Genomic DNA, 18203 nt, shown 5'->3' with positions numbered 1-18203 from the left:
TGAGAACCGTGACCGAGACGCTTCGCCGGCGGTTGCCCGCCGACCTCCAGGATCCCCTGCTGCGCAACGCCTACGCGCTGGTCGTCAACGCCGGCATCGGGGCGGCGCTCGGCGTCGGCTACTGGGTGATCGCAGCCCGGTTCTTCCCCGCCGCCGAGGTGGGCGAGGGCCAGGCGCTGATCAACGCGATGCGGATGCTGGCGGCGCTCACCTCGTTCGGGTTCGTGGGGGCGCTGACCCGGTTCGTGCCGGAGACCGGGCGGGCGACCGGGCGGTTCGTCGGCGCGGTCTACCTGCTGGGCGGCGGTCTCGGCCTGGTCGCCACGGCGGTCTTCGTCGTGGCGACCAAGGACCAGCCGGGGTTCCGCATCCTGTGGGGCTGGCTGCCCGCCGGGGTGTTCGCGCTGGTCGTGATCGTGTGGTCGGTCTACACGCTGCAAGAGGTGGTGCTGTCGGCGCTGCGGCGCTCGACGTGGGTGCCCGTGGTGAACGTGGCCGTCGGGTTCGTGAAGGTCACCGCCGTGGCGGCCTGCGCGTTCCTGGTGGCGGCGCGGGGCGACGTGGTCTCGTGGCAGGTGTTCCTGGCCTGGATCATGCCGTGTGCGCTGGCCGTGCTCCCCGTCAACTACCTGCTCTTCACACGGGTGATCCCGCGCCACGTCGCCGAGACCGCCCACCGCACTCCCCCGCCGCTGAGGAGGATCGCCCGGTTCGCCGGGGGCGACTACTTCGGCTCGGTGTTCACCCTGGCGGCCGTCTACCTGGTCCCGGTCGTGGTGGCCACCCAGGTCGACCACCGGACCTACGCCTACTACGGCATCGCGGTGACCGTCGGCGGCCTGCTGGAGATCTTCGCGTTCACGATGGCGACCAGCCTGACCGTCGAGGGCTCCTTCGACCCGGCCGCGCTGGGCCGCAACACCCGCCGGGCGCTGCACCGCAGCCTGACCGTGCTGATCCCGATGATCGTCCTGGTGGTCCTGGCCGCGCCGCTGGTCCTGTCGGTCTTCGGCGCCGAGTTCGCCGACAACGGCACCACCCTGCTGCGGCTGATCGCCCTGGCCACGCTGGCGCGGGCGTTCGTCGAGCTCTACCTGGGCGCGCTGCGGGCCATGGGCCGCGCACGCCCGCTGCTCCGCATCCAGGCGGCGCGGTGCGCGCTGGCCCTGGGGCTGACGTGGTTGCTGCTGCCCCGCCACGGCATCGAGGGCGTCGGCATCGCGCTGGTCGTCACGCAGAGTGTCATGGCGGCGGCGGTGGCCCCCGCGCTGTTCCGGCTCTGCCGGCCGGCAGGTGCCAAAACGAACTCCGCGCCCTCGAACGAATCCCCACCGCCGCGGCACACCTCCGACGACTCGGAAACGGTGGACACCATCAAACCCGTAGCCCTCCCTTTCGGCGGCATTCGCCGGCTGACCGCGGCCAGAATCTCCGACCCGATGGTCGACGGACCCGACGGCGAAGAAAACCCCGAGGGCGACGCTCCGTTACGTACCGGAGAAGAAAACGCCGCCGGGAATTCCGCGTGCGACGATGACAATGACGACGGGGAAATTCCGGTCGAACAATCGGATGCTCATCGGGAAACCGAGAACATCGGAGAATCCGGCCGATCCGAAACGCTCGGACCCCAGGCCGATGACCATGAACCGACATCCGGCGACCAGGCCGGGCTCTGCGCCGAGAAGAATGCCGGCCGGGACCACGCCGATTCCGGGCCCGATACCGATGAGTTCGCGAATGCGGGCCTGATCCGGGTCGTCGCGCCCGGATGGGACGTCGCGCCCGCCGGCGAGCTCGTCGTGGTGCCCGAGCGGGTGAGCCCGCCCCCTGTCACGCCGTCCAGGAGAAGCGGCTGGGTGACGAGCGCGGCGCTGGTGCTGCGGCGGCCGCGTGAGTGGCTGGGCGCCGTCATCACGGTCCAGGCCCTGGTCATGTACGTGCTGGCGATGAAGGCCCGCCCCACCGGGCTGGTCGGCGTGGACCTCTACGCGATGACCGGCCTCGGCCTGGTGTCGGTCATGCCGCCGGTCGCCCTGCTGGCCGTCGCGCTGCTGATCATCAGCTTCTTCGACACGCTCACCCAGCGGCGAAACCGGCCGATCCTGCTGCTGTGCCAGATCCTGGCCGTGATGTTCGCCCTGCACGGCGCGGCGGTCCTGGTCGAGCCGCTCCCCCGGTTCCCGGTCGCCTGGACGATCGGCGGCTTCGTCGACTACATCGCCCGGACCGGCGAGACCCTGACGGCCCTGGACGCCCGCTTCAACTGGCCCGGTTTCTCGGTCTTCTCGGCCTTCCTGATCAGGGCGGCGGGGGTGGAGGACGCGGCGGCGCTGCTCAACTGGTGGCCGCTGATCTCGAACGTCGCCTACCTGATCCCCCTGGTCGTCATCGTCAGACGGCTCCAGGCCGACCGCCGGGCCAAGTGGCTGGCGCTGATGATCTTCGTGGTGTCGCAGTGGGTGGGGCAGGACTACTTCTCGCCGCAGGGCATGACGTACCTGCTCTACCTGCTCTTCGTCGCGATCCTGGTGACCTGGTTCCTCCGTGTCGACCCGGCCTCGTCGTTCTGGAAACGCCGCTGGACGCTCATCCCGGGCGAACGCGCCCCCGGGAGGACCACGGCCGCCGACCGGATCGTCATCCTGGTCCTGATCGTGATGATCTTCGTGGCGACGGCGACGTCCCACCAGATCACGCCGTTCATGATGTGCGGCGTGCTGCTCGGCTTCGTGGTGTTTCGGCGGACCCGGCTCAGCTTCATGATGGTCGTCCTGTTCGGCGCGATCGTGGCGGCGTACGTCAACTACATGGCCGTCGCCTACTGGTCGGGCCACCTCGACGCGATGGTCGGCTCGGTCGGCCAGGTCGGCGGCAACCTCACCTCGCAGACCACCGGCCGGATCAGCTCGACCAACCCCGAACGCCTGGTCGTGCTCTACACGCGGCTGGCCATCACGGGGGTGATCCTGGGCCTGGCCGGGCTGGGCCTGCTGCGGCGGCTGAAGAAGGGCATCGGCGACCGGGTCGTCTTCGTGATGATGGTCGTGCCGGTCCTGTCGCTGGCCATGCTCAGCTACGGCGGCGAGCTGGGCCTGCGCGTCTACCTGTTCACGCTCCCGGCCACCGGCATCCTGGTGGCCTACCTCTTCTACCCCGACCTGCCGAGCAAGGTCGCCCCGAAGCGCCGCTTCCCGGTCCTCGCCAAGCTGCGGCCGGTCATCGCCTGCGGTCTCGTGCTGGGGCTGGCGGGCGCGTTCCTGCTGGCCCGGTTCGGCAACGAGAAGTACGAATGGACCTCCCCCCAGGAACGCGCCGCGATCGACTACATCTACGAGCGCGACCTGGAGACGACCCGCATCCTCTACCTGGTCCCCGAAGGCGACGGCGGCTCGTCGATCTCGTGGAGCCTGACCGGGGTCGAACGGGTGCGCCAGATCAGGGCGACGGCCGGGCGTGACCCCTACAAGGTCGACAACGTGGTCGAGCAGCTGCGCGACGCGGGGCCCGGCTCGTTCATCCTGGCCACCCGCAGCCAGGAGGCGTCGCTGGAGATCGACGCCAACTATCCGGCCGACTGGGGGCCCAAGATCCGGGTCTCGCTGGCCCAGCACCCCGACCTGGAGACTCTGGTCTGGAACGACGACGCGGCCGTCTACGCGCTGAAGGAACAGCCGACGGGACGGATCGCGCCGCAGCTGCGCGGGACGCCGTTCCGGATCGGCGAGACGCCGTGGACGCCCTACGGGCTGATCGCGCTGGCGGTGTTCGTGCTGCTGGTGATCACCCGGGAGATCATCCGGATCAGGGACCGGCCGGGGACCTGGTACTGGAGCCGCCGCCTGGCCTGGCTGTCGCTCCCGTTCCTGCTGCTGGCGGGCTGGGTCGTATTGGAGAGGTTCATGCTGCTGAGCGTCTAGCCGGTCGAACTGAGCGACACGACCGCCACGGCCCCGATCCAGACGCCGATCTTGCTCACTTCGCTCACGTGCCGCTCCCCCGGGCCTGAACCCTCGCGATGACCCACTCACCCGAAACCAGCCGTGACGTGATCGCCAGGGCCGCGTACGTGCGGGGTTCCATCGGAGACGCGAGGAATGCCCGGCGTGCCCATTTCAGTGATCTTCCCCAGTCGTGCGCCATGGAGCTCTCGAAGGCCACCTGGCCCGCCAGCCGGGCGTAGCCGCGCCGGTCGCGCTTGAACTCGGGGTAGTGGTCGAGCAGCCACTCGTGGGAGTCGGCGATCATCGACCAGCGGCCGTAGAAGTGGGAGCCCTCGTGCGGTGGCACCTCGACCAGGATCTCCGGCACATAGGGGATCGGCGCGTGCCGGGCACACCGCAGCAGCAGTTCGTAGTCCTCGGCGAAGCCGCGCGGGATCTCCTCCGAGAAGGTCCCGACCGGGCCGACGAGCAGGGGACGCCGCATCAGGAACGAGGACGTCGTCGCCGCCGGGACGCGGGAGCGCAGCAGGTCGTCGAAGGTGATGTGGGAGGAGGGCCAGAGGCGTTCCTGCGTGGACACCATGCCGCAGGAGACCAGCGCCGCGTCGGGGTTCGCCCTGAGCGCCTCGACTTGCAAGCGCAGTTTCGCCGGCCGCCAGGTGTTGTCGTCGTCGCAGAAGGCGACCAGGTCGTCCGGCGCGGCGAGGATGCCGCTGTTGCGGCTGCCCGCGACGTTGGGGACGCGTTCGTTGGTCGTCCAGGTCACCCGGCGGTGCGGGTCGTCCGACAGGACCTCCTTGTCGGGCTCGCAGCGGTCGAAGACGATGACGGCGCTGACGTCGCCCGGATAGTCCTGGGCGCGGATGGAGGCGAGGGCCTCGCGCAACATCTCGGGCCGGTTGCCGGTCGTGCAGACGACCACGCTGACCGCGGGCCAGGTCATCGGCTCACCCACCGGACCTCGTAGGACTTGAGCGTGAGCTGTTTCCCGTCGACCGACGCCCTGGTCTCCTCGCCCCGCGTGTTGACCACGACCAGCTTCTTCGACGACGCGAGCACCCGGATCGCCGGATGGGCCGTCGGCACGCCGGCCAGCCGGGTTCCGGCCGGGAACCACCGCGCGAAGTCCTGGAGCATGGTCAGGGCGGGCAGCGGCCGGCCCGCCTTCGGCTGGTCGAGGTTGGTCCACAGGCAGCCGTCGCACTCGGGGCCCTCGCCCTGCGGCGACCAGTAGAGGGCGGCGGCGGTGCCGCTCTTGGCGAACTCGATCATGGCGGCGGCCTGGACGGCCAGGCGGCGGCCGGTCGTCCAGTCGGACTCGGCGGGCTCGAAGTACCACTCGGCCCACCAGACCGGCAGGTTGCTCTGCTCGCGCAGCCACGCGTTGACGGCCGAGAACTTCGCCAGGGCGGAGAACTCGTCGGGATACATGCCCTTGGACGACTCGGAGGTGCCGTCGACGACCAGGAAGTCGGCGCCGTGTTTGTTCTTCAGCCAGAACCTGATGGCGTCGAGGCCGCGCTGGTCCTGGCTGCCCCACGGCCCGGAGACCTCGGACTTCCAGCCCGGCCGGTCGGTGACGTTGACGTAGGGGCCGCCGACCTGGATCTCGGGGTCGACCTTCTTCAGGGCGTCGTACACGAGGTTGTACATCTCGGTGTAGCCCTCGTAGTCCCATCGTTTCAGGCCCTCGTTGAAGAAGCCCTTGAACTCGTTCCAGACGATGAAGTGGCGCACGTGGGGGTAGCGCTTCGCCGCGGCGGCGGCCAGGTTCGCGAAGTCCCGGTAGTGCTCGCGCAGCGGCGACCGGGTGAAGTTGTTCTCCCAGTCGGTCTCGCCGGGCTCGCCGCCGACCATCCAGTCGGGGGCGCAGCACAGGGTGATGACCGGCAGGCCGTCCGACCTCTCGATGGCGGCCATGCGGCTGTCCATGGACTTCCAGTCGTACGTGCCGGGCGAGGGCTCGGGGTTGAGGGTGCCGAAGCCCATGATGTGCTGGTTCTGGATGATCCGGCCGCGCGCGAGGCTCTTCTCGGCGACGGCCGTCACGTCGGGCGGGCCGGAGTCGACGCTGAACCGGGTGTGCGAGAAGCCCCACACGGGGAACCCGGCGGGCGCGCCGCCGCCGACCACGATCGGATTGGCCGCCTCGGGCGGCCGGTCGCCCTGGCCGCCCGACGGCTGCCACGGGACGGCCGGGTGGCCGGACATCGCGAGGACCAGGGCGCCGGCCGCGCCGGCGACCGTGACGCCCGCGAAGAGCATGACGAGCCTGGTGCGGAGGGAACGGCGCGCGTGACGCCAGTGCCGCCGATTCTCTCGTGCCACCCGGCCACGATATCGGGGGAAAGATTGAATCGCCGGATAGCCCGGAATCTAGAAGCCGAATCGCAACTCGGTCAGGCCGTTCTCGAAGTTGGAGCGTAGTTGGCGGCCTTCGCCGATCGTGTGGATGTCGGGAAGGCGCCGGAACAGTTCCCGGAACGCCACGGTGAGTTCTTTCCGGACGAGATTCGCACCGAGGCAGAAGTGGATACCGGGCGCCCCGAACCCGACATGTGGATTCGGGTCACGGGTGATGTCGAACGCGTCGGGATTGGCGAAGACGGATTCGTCGCGATTGGCGGAGAGAAAGTAGAGGACGACCTTGTCGCCCGGTTTGAGCACCTGCCCGCCGACCTCGTGCTCGACCTTGATCGTGCGGCCGGTGCGCATGCCCGGTGTGACGTGGCGGACGATCTCCTCGATGCAGGTGCCGATGTGCGCGTCGAAGTCGTTCACGAGCAGTTCCCGCTGGTCGGGGTGGGCGGTGAGGAGCCGCAGGCCGTGGGCCATCGCGTTGCTCGCGGTGTTGATCCCGGCCGTCACGAGGAGGGTGAAGAACGCGCCGAGCTCCATGCCGGTGAGCTTCTCGCCGTCGACGTTGGCGGTGACGAGCTGCGAGATGACGTCTTCGCGGGGGTTCGCGCGGCGCTCCTTGCCGAGCTCGACGACCATCCGCCGCAGGCCGACCAGGCCCATGGTGTTCTTGGCGGCCAGGTGCAGGGAGGAGACGAACCCGGGCCGTACGCCGGTGTAGTCGGCCCAGGTGTGCACCCGCTCGATGACCAGGCCGCGGTGTTCTTCCGGCACCCCCACGATGTCGCAGATGACGCCCGCCGCGATCGGGTTGGCGACCTGGGTGATGAAGTCGCCGCCCGGACCTGCGGCGATGACACGGTCGATGATGCGGTTGACGTTGGCGGTGACGTCCTGCTCGCTCTTGTCGAGCATGCGCGGGGTGAACGCGCGGGCGATGATGCGGCGCAGGCGGCCGTGCTGGGGGTCGTCGAGGTTCACCATCGAGTTGCCGAAGATGTACTTGGCCCAGAACGGCGGCGGCGGGATCGACACCGACGGGTAGCTGCCGAACACGGCGGGGTTGCGCAGCGCCTCGGTGATCTCCTTGTGGCGGACCAGCGCGTAGAACCCCTTGCCCGACCGCAGCCCGGGGACCCGCGGCTCCCCGAAGTACATCGGCCGCTCGATCCGCCGCAGCCGTTCGAAGGCGGCCAGTCTCTCCGGATGGGGCCGGCCCCAGAAGGAGAGGCTGCCCAGGTCGATGTCCTGCACGACGGTCATAAGGGGCAGCACCTCGGGTCGGGGGACGGGACGTTATTCGCGTGATTAGTATGGCGCGGTCATCGCTTCCTAGGTCACCGGAATTCATCGCATATGAAGATCGATGTCATACGTCCCCGCGATCTCGGCGAGCCGGAATTGTCGGCGTGGAGACAGATGCGCCGGGCCTCTCCCCATCTGGCGAGCCCCTGGCTGGCGCCCGAGTTCGCGCAGGCCGTCAGCCACGTCCGCGACGCCGCCAGAGTGGCCGTGATCTGGGACGACACGGTCCTGGCCGGGTTCCTGCCGTTCGAGCCGTGCGGCCCCGGGGCGGCCCGGCCGCTGGCCGCGTGGGTCACGCTCGCGCAGGGGCTCGTGCACCGGCCGGGATTCGAGGTGAACGGTTCCGACCTGCTGAAAGGCTGCGGGCTGGAGGTGTTCGAGTTCGAATATCTGGTGGGCGGGCAACCGTGGTTCACTACGGACGAGAATCGGACGGCGATGCTGCTCGATCTCGAATCCGGATATGACGGATATATCAAGTTCTTTCGCGAGAATTCGCCGAAGTCGTACAAGACAATCGCCTACAAGGAGCGCAAGATCCAGCGGGACATCGGCCCGCTGACCTACGAATACGCCTCGAACGATCATTTCGGCGCGTTGCTGCGCTGGAAGTCCGACCAGTATCGCCGCATCGGCCGCGCCGACCGCACGGCGAGACCGTGGGTGGCCGCGCTCATCGAACGGCTGCGCGACGTTCAGACCGCCGAATTCAGCGCCCCGCTTTCGGTGCTGAAGATCGGCGACCGTCCGGTCGCCGCGCATTTCGGCCTGGTCAGCGAAGGGGTGATGGCGGGCTGGTTCCCCGCCTACGACCCGGAACTCGGATCGTATTCACCCGGCCTGATCCACCATTTACGCCTGGTCGAGGCCGCCGCCGCCCGCCGATTGCGGCACATCGACACCGGCACCGCCGGAGACTACAAACAGACCATCTGCAACGGCAGCCTCCCCCTGTCCGAGGGGGTGGCGCGACGGCCCGGCGCGGCCTCGGCGCTCCACTGGGCGCGCACCGCGCCCGCGCGGCGGATCAAGAAGACGATCGTCGGGAACGCCCGGCTCCACGCGCTCGCCGACCGGGCGCTGAAGATGCGGGGCCGCGGGTGAGGATCGACGTCGTGCGGCCGGCGGAGCTCTCCGAGACGCAGCTCGCCGACTGGCGGGCGCTGGAGCGCCTGGACCGCCGCCCGAACCCGTTCCTGGCCCCGGAATACACCTGGGCGGTCGGCGCGGTCCGCGACGACGCCCACGTGGCCGTGGTCGACGGCGGCCGGGCCTTCTTCCCCTTCGAGCGGCGCGGCGCGGTCGGCCGCCCGATCGGCTCGGTGTTGTCCGACCTCCAGGGCATGGCGGCCGAACCGGGGCTGGAGGTCGCGCCGAGGGAGCTCCTGCGCGCCTGCGACCTCAAGGTCTGGGCCTTCGACCACCTCGACCCGGCCCAGTTCGTACCGGACCAGAAGGCCCTGCACCCCTCCCCGGTCATCGACCTGACCGGCGGCTACGAGCTCTACGCCAAGGGGCTGGCCGAGCGGTCGAGCAAGATCTACAAGTCGACCCTGAAGAAGGAGCGGCGGCTGGCCCGTGAGGTCGGCGACGTGCGGTTCGTGCTCGATTCGCCCGACCGCGCGGCCCTGCGCACCCTCCAGCGGTGGAAGTCGGCGCAGTACCGCCGCACCGGCCGCCCCGACCGCTTCGCCGAGCCGTGGGTGGTCGCCGTCACCGAACGCCTCCACGACGTCCGCACCCCCGTGTTCACCGGCACCCTCGGCCTGCTCTACGCCGGCGACACCCTGGTCGCGGGCAACTTCGGGGTCCGCACCGAGACCACGATCATCGCCTGGTTCCCCGTCTACGACCCGGCCTTCGCCTTCTACTCCCCCGGCCTGATCCACCGCCTGCGCCTGTGCCGGGCGGTCGCCGAGGCGGGGGTGACCCTGATGGACCTGGGCCGGGGCGAGAAGGGCTACAAGGACAGCCTCAAGACCGGCGACCTGATGGTCGCCGAGGGCCGCCTGGCCCGCCCGTCGCTCGCGGCGGCCCGCCACTGGCTGGTCCACGAGCCGAGGCGCCGCGCCGTGAACCTGGTGCTCTCCACCCCGGTCCTGTACGGTGCCGCCGACCGCGCGGCCCGATGGGTGGCGGCCAGGCGCGGCGCTACTCCTGCGTCTGCGGATTGAGCCCCGGCAACCGCCTCGCCCCGGCGACCGACGGCTCGGTGAGCTCCAGCACGTCGAGCCCCTGGGTGATGTCGCTGGAGTAGATGTAGCCGTTGTAGAAGTAGGCCGACCACGACCCGCCGAGCCTGCCGGGGGCCAGCGGCGCCCGCTCGAAGGCGGCCACCTCGCGGGCGTTCGCCGGGTCGGTGAAGTCCCAGACCGAGACGCCGCCCTGGTACCAGGCCTGCACCATCAGGTTCCGGCCCTCGACCGGGATGACGTTGCCGTTGTGGGCGACGCAGTTCTCGGCGGCGGTCTGCGTCCTGGGGATCTTGAACAGGCCGAGCGGCCGCATCCGGCGATCGGCGGTGATCTCGTAGACGGCCGTGCCGCCCTTGTTCTCGGGCACCCGCGCGGTGCACATCGGGGCCGCCCCGCCGCCCAGTTCGTCGCTCAGCACGACCCGGGCGCCGTCGGGGGTGAAGGCCGCCGAGTGCCAGATGGAGAAGTTCTTCCGGTCGGTCACCCGCTGGAGGACCTTCGGCGCGGCGCGATCGGTGATGTCGAGCAGCAGGCCGTCGCCGTAGCAGGCGGCCACCGCCAGGTTCTTCGCCGGGAGCACGCTCACGTCGTGGCAACCGCCGAACCGGCCGGGGTCGCGGTCGGTGAACAACACGGGGGTGGCCACGACCTTCGCGGCGGCCGGGTCGGCGGCCGGCACCTCGATGACCGAGATGAGCTCGTGGGGGGCCGGGCAGTTGGCCGCGCCGGGGATCGGCCCGGCGGCCGAGGCGTAGACGTGGTGGACGTCCTCGCCCGGGATGAAGGTGTTGGTGTGGGACCCGCACGGGGTGCGGACCGCCGTCACGTAGCGGGGGTTGGCGACGTCGGTGATGTCGAAGATGCGCACGCCCTCGAACTGCGTCGGCGACGACGGGTCGCCGGGGCCGCTCGAACACTCGGGACCGGCGCGCGGCACGTCGACCGAGAGGAACAGCAGGTTGCCGTAGACCGAGATGTCGTTCTGGTCGGCGGGGCAGAGCACCCGGGTCACCACGGTGGGCCTGGCGGGGTCGCCGATGTCGTAGACGGTGAAGCCGCCGTAGTTGCCGGCGAAGGCGTACCTGCCCTGGAAGGCCAGGTCGGTGCCGAACGACTCGGGGGTGTCGAACGGCGCGCCCGGCGGCACGTTGGCGACGTGCCGCAGGCCGGCCGTGACGGTGAACTCAGGGGTGGGGGCGGCGCTCTGTGGCGTCTCGGGAGGCGGTGGCGCGGTCGTGCATCCCGCTATCAGGACGAGACCTGCCAATAACCGCTTCAACCGCGATCCTCACTTTTCAGATCAGAGGGTGATCCCGAGCAGCGCGTCGGCGAGGTCGCGAACCAGTCGTGGCGCCTGCGGATCGTCGCCCTCGGCGGCGGCCCAGGCGTCGATCGCGGCCAGCGCGCCGGGCGCGTCGAGGTCGTCGGCGATCCTGTCGCGGACCCTCTCCAGCAGCTCGGCGCCCGAGGGGCCCTGTTCCCGCGCGACGGCCTCGCGCCAGCGGGCCAGGCGGGCGGTCGCCCCGGTCAGCTCGGCGTCGGTCCACTCCCAGTCGGCGCGGTAGTGGTGGCCGAGCAGGGCCAGCCGGATCGCCATCGGGTCGGTGTGCCGCCGCAGCTTGGAGACGAACACCAGGTTGCCGCGCGACTTCGACATCTTCTCGCCGTCGAGGCCGACCATGCCGGAGTGGACGTAGGCCTTGGCGAACGGCCACTCGCCGGTCGCCACGTGGCCCTCGCAGGCGCCCATCTCGTGGTGGGGGAAGATCAGGTCGGTGCCGCCGCCCGCGACGTCGAAGCCGGGGCCGAGGTTGGCCAGGGCGATCGCCGTGCACTCGATGTGCCAGCCGGGGCGTCCCGGGCCGAAGGCCGAGGGCCAGGAGGGCTCACCGGGGCGCTCGGCCCGCCAGAGCAGCCAGTCGAGGGGGTCGCGCTTGCCCGGCCGCCCGGGGTCGCCGCCGCGCTCGCCGAACAGCGTCAGCATGGTCTCCTCGTCGTAGCCGGAGACCGCGCCGAACTTGGGGGCGGCGGTGCGGGCGAAGTAGACGTCGCCGTCGATCGTGTACGTCGCCTCGCCCAGCCGCTCGATGAGGGCGGCGACCTGGTCGACGACCTCGGTGACGCCGACGTACTCGGCCGGGGGCAGGATGCGCAGGGCGGCCATGTCGGTGCGGAACAGCTCGATCTGGTCTTCGGCCAGCTCCCGCCAGTCTTGGCCGTCGCGCTCGGCCCGCTCCAGCAGCGGGTCGTCGACGTCGGTCGCGTTCTGGGTGTAGTGGACCTCGTGGCCGGCGTCGCGCCAGGCGCGGTTCACCAGGTCGAAGGCCAGGTAGGTGTTCGCGTGGCCGAGGTGGGTCGCGTCGTAGGGGGTGATGCCGCAGACGTACATGCGGGCCACCGGGCCGGGCTCCGTGGTCCGGATCTCGCGGGCGGCGGTGTCGTAGAGGCGCAGCGGGTGACCTTGGCCCGGCAGGCGGGGGACGTTCGACGAAGACCACGATTGCATGGTGTGAGCCTATCCGCGTGCCTCGCGCGGGATGTCCACCGGATGCCAGGTGAGGGGGTCGTCCGGCGCGGGCAGGAAGTCGTAGCGCACGCCCGATTCGGCCAGCGCGACGAGGCTGACCGAGAGCGACATGAACAGGCGGCCGTCGCTCAGCTCGTGGCGGACCAGCAGGGCGGCCGGATCTTCGTAGGGCAGCCCGTCGCCGGAGGCGAGGGTGAGCCACTCGCCCCAGTAGCGTTCGGGGCTGCCCCCGGCCGGCCGGCCGGGCCGGGGCGCCTTGGCGAAGGCGGGCTGGAAGCGGGCCACCCGGGGGTTCTCCTCGGCGTCGGGCAGGCCCGCGTTGACCACGACGTAGGTGCCGGGGCGCAGCTTCTCCTCCGAGAGGCGGTCACCCGTCCAGGTCCACAGGCGGACGCCGTCGAGCCCGCCGAGCAACAGGTGGAAGGGGTCGTAGCGGGTCAGTTCGACCAGGGGCATGTCGCCGCCGGAGGCGGCCAGCAGCGGCAGGTCGCCGCGGGAGGCCCGGTTGCCGGCTCCGGCCAGCAGGCCGTGGCCGTTCAGCAGGGCCGCGACGCGTCGCGCGGCGGGGTGGAGGGCCAGCCAGGTGCCGCCCGCCAGGAGGTCACGGCCGCCGACGACGCCCTGATGGTCGGGCCAGTAGGCGGAGGGGGACATCCAGGGGCGGTTGACGAACTCGTCGCGGACCCCGGCCAGCAGGATCGGCGACTCCGCATCGGGGTCGAAGCTCACGATGACCGTACACAATGCCCGTTCCCTCCACTATCGGTAGAGACTCATGCAGAGTGCCGGAAATAAAGTGCTACGTCCAGCTCAGTGAGGCTCCGGGAAAGTAGTTATATCGGGGGCCAGGGGATCGCGGGCCAGTCGCCCGATGGGTAGGGGTGGATTCCGGTGTCCAGCAGTCTGCGTACCCGGTTCCAGGTCGCCTCCACCTCGGCGGCGGTCAGCAGTTCGCGCAATCTCCGCCCGAGTCGTCCTCTTTCCAGTTCCTGATCGAGATGGACCAGGACGGCGACCGCCTCACGGGAGAGCGGCCGGCCCTTCCACTGCCACAACACGGTGCGGAGCTTGGTGTCGACGGAGAAGCAGACGCCGTGGTCGACGCCGTAGACGTGGCCGTCGGGCAGCGGCAGCAGGTGGCCGCCCTTGCGGTCGGCGTTGTTGATCACCGCGTCGAGGACGGCCATGCGGCGCAGCGCGGGCTGGCGGCTGCGCATGACGGCCATCAGGTCGGCGTCGGGGTCGGCGTCGATCCAGAGCTGGACCATGCCGGGGCCGAACGGGCCGTCGCGGTAGACGGTCGGCGGCACCAGCCGCCACCCGGTGGCCACGGCCACCTCGTAGGCGGCGACCTCGCGGGCGGCGAGGGTGCCGTCGGGGAAGTCCCAGAGCGGGCGTTCGCCCTTCACGGGCTTGTAGACGCAGGCCGCGACCTGGTCGCCCGCGCTGATCGTGCAGTAGAGGGTCATGTTGGTGGCCTCGACCAGACGGCCGGCGACCTCCAGCCGCCCGCCGCGCAGCAGCCGCATGGCAGCCGCGTCGTCGAGTCTCGTCCCCTCTTCCGCGTTCTCAGCGGTCATGCGGTGAGTCCCCCGGGGTGGTGTCCGTTGAGCCTGACGCAGATGTGCCCCTCGGGATCGAGGGGCTGCCCGCACAGCGGGCACGGCGGCCGTCCGGCGGCCACGATGTCGAGGGCCCGGCGGCTGAAGGCGCGCGCCGCGGCGGCGCTGATGCGCACCCGCAGGACGGCGGGCTCGGGCCGGTCGGGATCGCCGAAGATGGGGTCCTCCTCCTCTTCGGCGGTGGCCTCCTGCGCCTCGATGATCACCTGGGCGGTGTCGGGGTCCCAGGCCAGGGCCATGGTGCCGACCCGGAAGTCTTCTTCGATCGGGGTGTCGAGGGGGCCCTCGTCGGAGACCTCGCCGGGAGCCACGGCCGGGACGGGGGCGCGGCCGCCACTGCGGCGCAGCACCTCGTCGAGCAACTCGTCGAGGCGGTCGGCCAGCACGGCGACCTGGAACTTCTCGAGCGAGACCGTGGTGAGGCGCCCCTGCGCCCTCGCCTGTAGAAAGAAGGTTCGCGCGCCCGGTTGCCCAACGGCACCGGCCACGAACCTCTCAGGCGGATCGTAATCGAAGACCGGCATAGCCCCGACCTTACGTGGTCCCGGCTCCGCCGCCGACGGCGGCGTCGCTCCCGGCGATGTTTTCTCCTCCATCTTTGTGCTCCGGAGGCGGCTCCGGAAGCCCGAAATTTCGGGTGTCGTTAAGTCTGCGCAGGAAGGGGCGTATGGGGGTGTATTCGATTACGGTGACCGATCCCGGGTCGACGTTGACGCGCTGGAACTGGTCGAGGTGCAGACCGAGCGCGTCGGCCACGATCGCCTTGATCACGTCGCCGTGGGAGCAGACCAGATAGGTCGCCCGCTCCCCCAGCCGGGCGTTCCAGTCACGGACGGCGGCCACCGCGCGGGCCGACACGGCGGCCAGCGACTCGCCGCCGGGGAAGACGGCGGCGCTCGGGTGGGCCTGCACGACCCGCCACTCGGGCTCCTTGGACAGGTCGCCGAGCTTCTTCCCGGTCCAGTCGCCGTAGTCGCACTCGGCGAATCGGTCGTCGATCTGGAGGTTTTCGGCCCTGAAAGGTTCGACGGTCTCGCGACAGCGCTCCAGCGGGCTGGAGACGACCGCGTCGAGCCGGACGTCCTTGAGTCGCTCGGCGGCGTCGGCGGCCTGCCGCCGGCCCCGCTCGTCGAGATGGACACCGGGAGTGCGCCCGGCCAGGACCGGCCCGGTCAGCGGCGTCAGGCCGTGGCGCAGCAGCAGGAGGGTCGTCATGCCGTGATCACGCCCAGTCCGAGAAGGGTCAGCAGCAGGGTGCCGGCGAACACGCGGTAGATCACGAAGATGTTGACCGAGTTCTTGGCCACCCACTTCAGCAACCAGGCGATCGAGGCGTAGCCGACGACGAAGGACACGATCGTGGCCACGGCGGTCCCGACCAGGGGCGGACCGCCGCCGTCGCCGACGTGGCGCATCTCGTAGACGCCCGACAACACCACCGCCGGGATCGACAGCAGGAACGAGTAGCGGGCCGCAGCCTCGCGGGTGTAGCCGAGGAACATCGCGCCGGTCATCGTGGAGCCCGAGCGGGAGGCGCCGGGGATCAGCGGGAGCATCTGCCACGCGCCGATGATGAGGCCGTCTTTCAGCCCCAGGTCGGACAGGTGCTTGGCCTTCCTGCCGAACTGCTCGGCGCCCAGCAGGATCAGGCCGAACACGATCAGCATGGCCGAGTTGAGCCACAGGTTGCGCGCCGGCCCCTCGATCGCGTCGGAGAACAGCAGGCCGGCGAGCGAGATCGGGATCGTGCCGAGGATGATGTACCACCCCATGCGCGCGTCGAGGTGGGCGCGCAGCTCCCTGTCGGTCAGGCTGCGCAGCCAGACCCCGCTGATCCGCAGGATGTCGCGCCAGAAGAAGATCAGCACCGCCAGCATGGTGCCGAGCTGGATGACGGCGGTGAACGCGGCTCCGGGGTCTTCCCAGCCCGCCAGCTTGGGCACGATGAGCAGGTGCGCCGAGCTGGAGATCGGCAGGAACTCGGTCAGCCCCTGCACGATGCCGAGGACGACCGCCTCAAAGACGTTCACGGTCGGCCAGCTTAGAGCCTTGGGCACGATACTCTGACTCGCAATGGATCAGCGATATGTCGGGCGCAGCGGCCTGTCGGTCTCGCGCATCGGCCTCGGCACCATGACCTGGGCGCGCGACACGTCGGCCGACGAGGCCTCCGCCCAGCTCATGACGTTCGCCGACGAGGGCGGCACGCTGGTCGACACCGCCGACGTCTACGCGGGCGGCGACGCCGAGCGGCTCATCGGCCGGCTGCTCAAAGAGGTGGTCCCCAGAGAAGAACTGGTGATCGCCACCAAGGCCGTGCTCACGCCCGGGGGCAAGGACGGCTCCCGCCGCCACCTGATCCGCGCCCTCGACGCCTCGCTCGACCGCCTGGGCGTCGACGAGGTCGACTTATGGCAGCTCCACGCCTTCGATCCCGACGTACCGCTCGACGAGACCCTCCTGGCCGTCGACATCGCGGTCTCGACCGGCCGCGCCGCCTACGCCGGGGTGTGCAACTACGCGGGCTGGCAGGTCGCGGCGGCCGGGGTGCACCAGCGTTCGGCCCCGGGGCGGGCCCCGATCGTGGCCGCGCAGGTCGAATACTCGCTGGTCGCCCGTGAGGCCGAAGACGAACTGATCCCGGCCGCCGCCCACGTGGGCGCGGGCGTGCTGGCCTGGTCGCCGCTCGGGCGGGGCGTGCTGACGGGCAAGTACCGCACGGGCATCCCGGCCGACTCGCGCGCCGCGACGCCGCATTTCGCCGACTTCGTCCAGCCCTATCTCGACGAGCGGTCGCGCCGGATCGTCGAGTCGTGCGTGACCGCCGCCGAGGGCCTGGGCGCCTCGCCGCTGGCGGTGGCGCTGGCCTGGGTCCGCGACCGGCCCGGGGTCGCCTCGGCGATCGTGGGCGCGCGCACCCACGCCCAGCTCCTGGGCGTGCTGCAGTCCGAGACGCTCGTGCTCCCCTGGGAGATCCGCGAGGCCCTGGACGACGTGTCGTCATGACACCTCGCCCAGGGCCTCCCGGGTGAACGCCGCCTGCGGGTCAGGCGCAGGCGGAGCCGTTGACGGCGAAGTCGGCCGGGGCGGGGTTCGCGCCGGTGTGCTCGCCGTTGAATCCGATCCACAGGGTCCGGCCGGGCGCGATGTCCTTGTTCCAGGTCACGCCGGTCGCGGTGACCCGCTGGCCGTTCTGCGCCCAGACCGCCGACCAGCCCCGGTCCACCCGCTGCCCGGTCGCCGGGAAGGTGAACGTGAGCTCCCAGTCCTCGATCGGCTCGTCGCCGGTGTTCTTGATCGCCACGTTCGCGGTCATGCCGGTGCCCCAGGTGCTGCTGGAGTAGGAGACCTGGCACGACACCGAGGGCGTGCTGGGGGTGAAGACCACCGGCGGTGACTCGTACCCCAAGCTGCCGTCCCCGTATATGGGGCGGACCGTGACGGAGTACTCGGTGCCCGGCGTCAGCCCGGTGAGGGTCGCGGTGGTGCCCGGGACCGTCATGAGCAGTTGCCCGCCCGAGATGACCTGGAAGGCCGCGGCGGGTGCGCTGTAGGAGGGCAGCGTCCACGACAGGCGCACGCTGGTGGGGCTCAGCGGGGCGGCGACCGGTCGGCTCGGCTGCGGCTGCACGATGTCGTTGCTGATGCGCACCTGGGTGACCGGCGACCGGGCGCTGCGCACGCCGTACCGGTCGACGGCGACCACGTAGACGGGATAGATCCTGGTGCCGATGGGGGTCGGGAGGTAGACCTCCCCCTCCGCGGCGGCCGGGTTCCCCTGGAAGACGGCCCGGATGATCCCGTTCCCCCCGTCGTCCTGGTAGACCTCGTAGCAGGCCACGGCGTGGTCGTCGGTCGAGGGCTCCCAGCGCAGGTACGCGCTGTTGAAGAACGACCAGACGACCGACGGCGCGCCCGGCGTGGTCGGCGGGGCGTTGACGGGCGGGTTCGTGGGGATCGGACCGGTCCGGCAGGTCAGCGGACCGGTGCTGCCGGTCGGCGAAGGTGTCGGCGTCGGCACCGGTGCCGCGAGCAGAGCGGCGGTGAGGACCACTGCGGTGATCTGCATGGACCCGATCGTCCGGACCGGCCGGGTGTGCCGTCAACGCGCGGGGCGCCGGGGCCCGGCCCGTAGCAGGTGGCGGTTGAAAGATTCAGAAACCGAACGAGAGACGGTCTCGCGTATCACACCTGGATACCGAAGGGCGACACAGCGCGAAATTCACCGGGTGTTGGAGAGAGACTGGACCGC

Annotated in this window: 15 protein-coding genes; 4 read left to right on the top strand and 11 right to left on the bottom strand. The window is 70.6% G+C overall.

The features are described 5' to 3' along the window. The first annotated feature begins 8 nt into the window (after positions 1-8). The gene (locus tag AW273_RS13365; protein ID WP_062348609.1) at positions 9-3920 is read left to right on the top strand and encodes a lipopolysaccharide biosynthesis protein; all 3912 of its coding nucleotides are present in this window, start codon (positions 9-11) and stop codon (positions 3918-3920) included. 64 nt (positions 3921-3984) lie between these two features. Here the strand turns inward: AW273_RS13365 and AW273_RS13360 are convergent, their stop codons facing one another. Genes AW273_RS13360 through AW273_RS13350 form a run of 3 tightly spaced genes read right to left on the bottom strand, consistent with a single transcriptional unit; the run spans position 3985 to position 7565 of the window. Then, the gene (locus AW273_RS13360) at positions 3985-4887 is read right to left on the bottom strand and encodes a glycosyltransferase family 2 protein (RefSeq protein ID WP_063909951.1); all 903 of its coding nucleotides are present in this window, start codon (positions 4885-4887) and stop codon (positions 3985-3987) included. After that, positions 4884-6272: a GH39 family glycosyl hydrolase gene (locus tag AW273_RS13355; protein WP_157555767.1), complete on the bottom strand. Its 1389-nt coding sequence runs from the start codon at positions 6270-6272 to the stop codon at positions 4884-4886. The genes AW273_RS13360 and AW273_RS13355 overlap by 4 nt, the downstream gene beginning before the upstream one ends. A 48-nt stretch (positions 6273-6320) precedes the next feature. Further along, positions 6321-7565, bottom strand: coding sequence for a cytochrome P450 (locus AW273_RS13350; protein ID WP_062348607.1), 1245 nt, complete (start codon positions 7563-7565; stop codon positions 6321-6323). A gap of 156 nt (positions 7566-7721) precedes the next feature. Between AW273_RS13350 and AW273_RS13345 the strand changes: the two genes are divergently transcribed. Both AW273_RS13345 and AW273_RS13340 read left to right on the top strand, forming a co-directional pair. Then, the gene (locus AW273_RS13345; protein WP_232327374.1) at positions 7722-8711 is read left to right on the top strand and encodes a GNAT family N-acetyltransferase; all 990 of its coding nucleotides are present in this window, start codon (positions 7722-7724) and stop codon (positions 8709-8711) included. After that, complete coding sequence (locus AW273_RS13340; RefSeq protein ID WP_062348605.1) at positions 8708-9781, top strand: GNAT family N-acetyltransferase; 1074 nt, start codon at positions 8708-8710, stop codon at positions 9779-9781. Before AW273_RS13345 ends, AW273_RS13340 begins: the two co-directional genes overlap by 4 nt. On the opposite strand, the gene AW273_RS13335 is transcribed toward AW273_RS13340, so the two are convergent. The 7 genes from AW273_RS13335 to AW273_RS13305 form a co-directional block, all read right to left on the bottom strand. After that, positions 9759-11081: an LVIVD repeat-containing protein gene (locus AW273_RS13335; protein WP_062348604.1), complete on the bottom strand. Its 1323-nt coding sequence runs from the start codon at positions 11079-11081 to the stop codon at positions 9759-9761. The genes AW273_RS13340 and AW273_RS13335 overlap by 23 nt on opposite strands. Before the next feature lie 21 nt (positions 11082-11102). Continuing rightward, a complete protein-coding gene (mshC, locus tag AW273_RS13330; protein ID WP_062348603.1) occupies positions 11103-12308 on the bottom strand; it encodes a cysteine--1-D-myo-inosityl 2-amino-2-deoxy-alpha-D-glucopyranoside ligase in 1206 nt (401 codons plus the stop codon). A 9-nt stretch (positions 12309-12317) separates the two neighbouring features. Next, positions 12318-13058 carry an NRDE family protein gene (locus AW273_RS13325; protein ID WP_232327373.1) on the bottom strand — a complete coding sequence of 247 codons (741 nt, stop codon included), beginning with the start codon at positions 13056-13058 and terminating at the stop codon, positions 12318-12320. Positions 13059-13162: 104 nt separating this feature from the next. Further along, positions 13163-13909: an SCO1664 family protein gene (locus tag AW273_RS13320; RefSeq protein ID WP_030452329.1), complete on the bottom strand. Its 747-nt coding sequence runs from the start codon at positions 13907-13909 to the stop codon at positions 13163-13165. Beyond that, positions 13906-14475 carry a DUF3090 domain-containing protein gene (locus tag AW273_RS13315; protein WP_062348601.1) on the bottom strand — a complete coding sequence of 190 codons (570 nt, stop codon included), beginning with the start codon at positions 14473-14475 and terminating at the stop codon, positions 13906-13908. The genes AW273_RS13320 and AW273_RS13315 overlap by 4 nt, the downstream gene beginning before the upstream one ends. 10 nt (positions 14476-14485) lie before the next feature. Next, positions 14486-15166 (bottom strand): MSMEG_4193 family putative phosphomutase, encoded by a 681-nt coding sequence (locus AW273_RS13310; protein ID WP_062348600.1) that lies wholly within the window; start codon positions 15164-15166, stop codon positions 14486-14488. Beyond that, positions 15163-15981, bottom strand: coding sequence for an undecaprenyl-diphosphate phosphatase (locus AW273_RS13305; RefSeq protein WP_157555765.1), 819 nt, complete (start codon positions 15979-15981; stop codon positions 15163-15165). Before AW273_RS13305 ends, AW273_RS13310 begins: the two co-directional genes overlap by 4 nt. 43 nt (positions 15982-16024) lie before the next feature. Here AW273_RS13305 and AW273_RS13300 point away from each other — a divergent pair, with 43 nt between their 5' ends. Continuing rightward, positions 16025-16957, top strand: a complete 933-nt coding sequence (locus tag AW273_RS13300; RefSeq protein WP_062348598.1) for an aldo/keto reductase — start codon at positions 16025-16027, stop codon at positions 16955-16957. Positions 16958-16997: 40 nt separating this feature from the next. Here AW273_RS13300 and AW273_RS13295 read toward each other — a convergent pair whose 3' ends face one another. After that, entirely contained in the window at positions 16998-18020 is a 1023-nt protein-coding gene (locus AW273_RS13295) for a cellulose-binding domain-containing protein (protein WP_062348597.1), read from the bottom strand. Positions 18021-18203 lie beyond the last annotated feature (183 nt).

The organism is Herbidospora yilanensis, from assembly GCF_001570565.1.
GTDB classification, from domain to species: Bacteria; Actinomycetota; Actinomycetes; order Streptosporangiales; family Streptosporangiaceae; genus Herbidospora; species Herbidospora yilanensis.
This window is presented reverse-complemented; position numbering and strand designations above follow the sequence as displayed.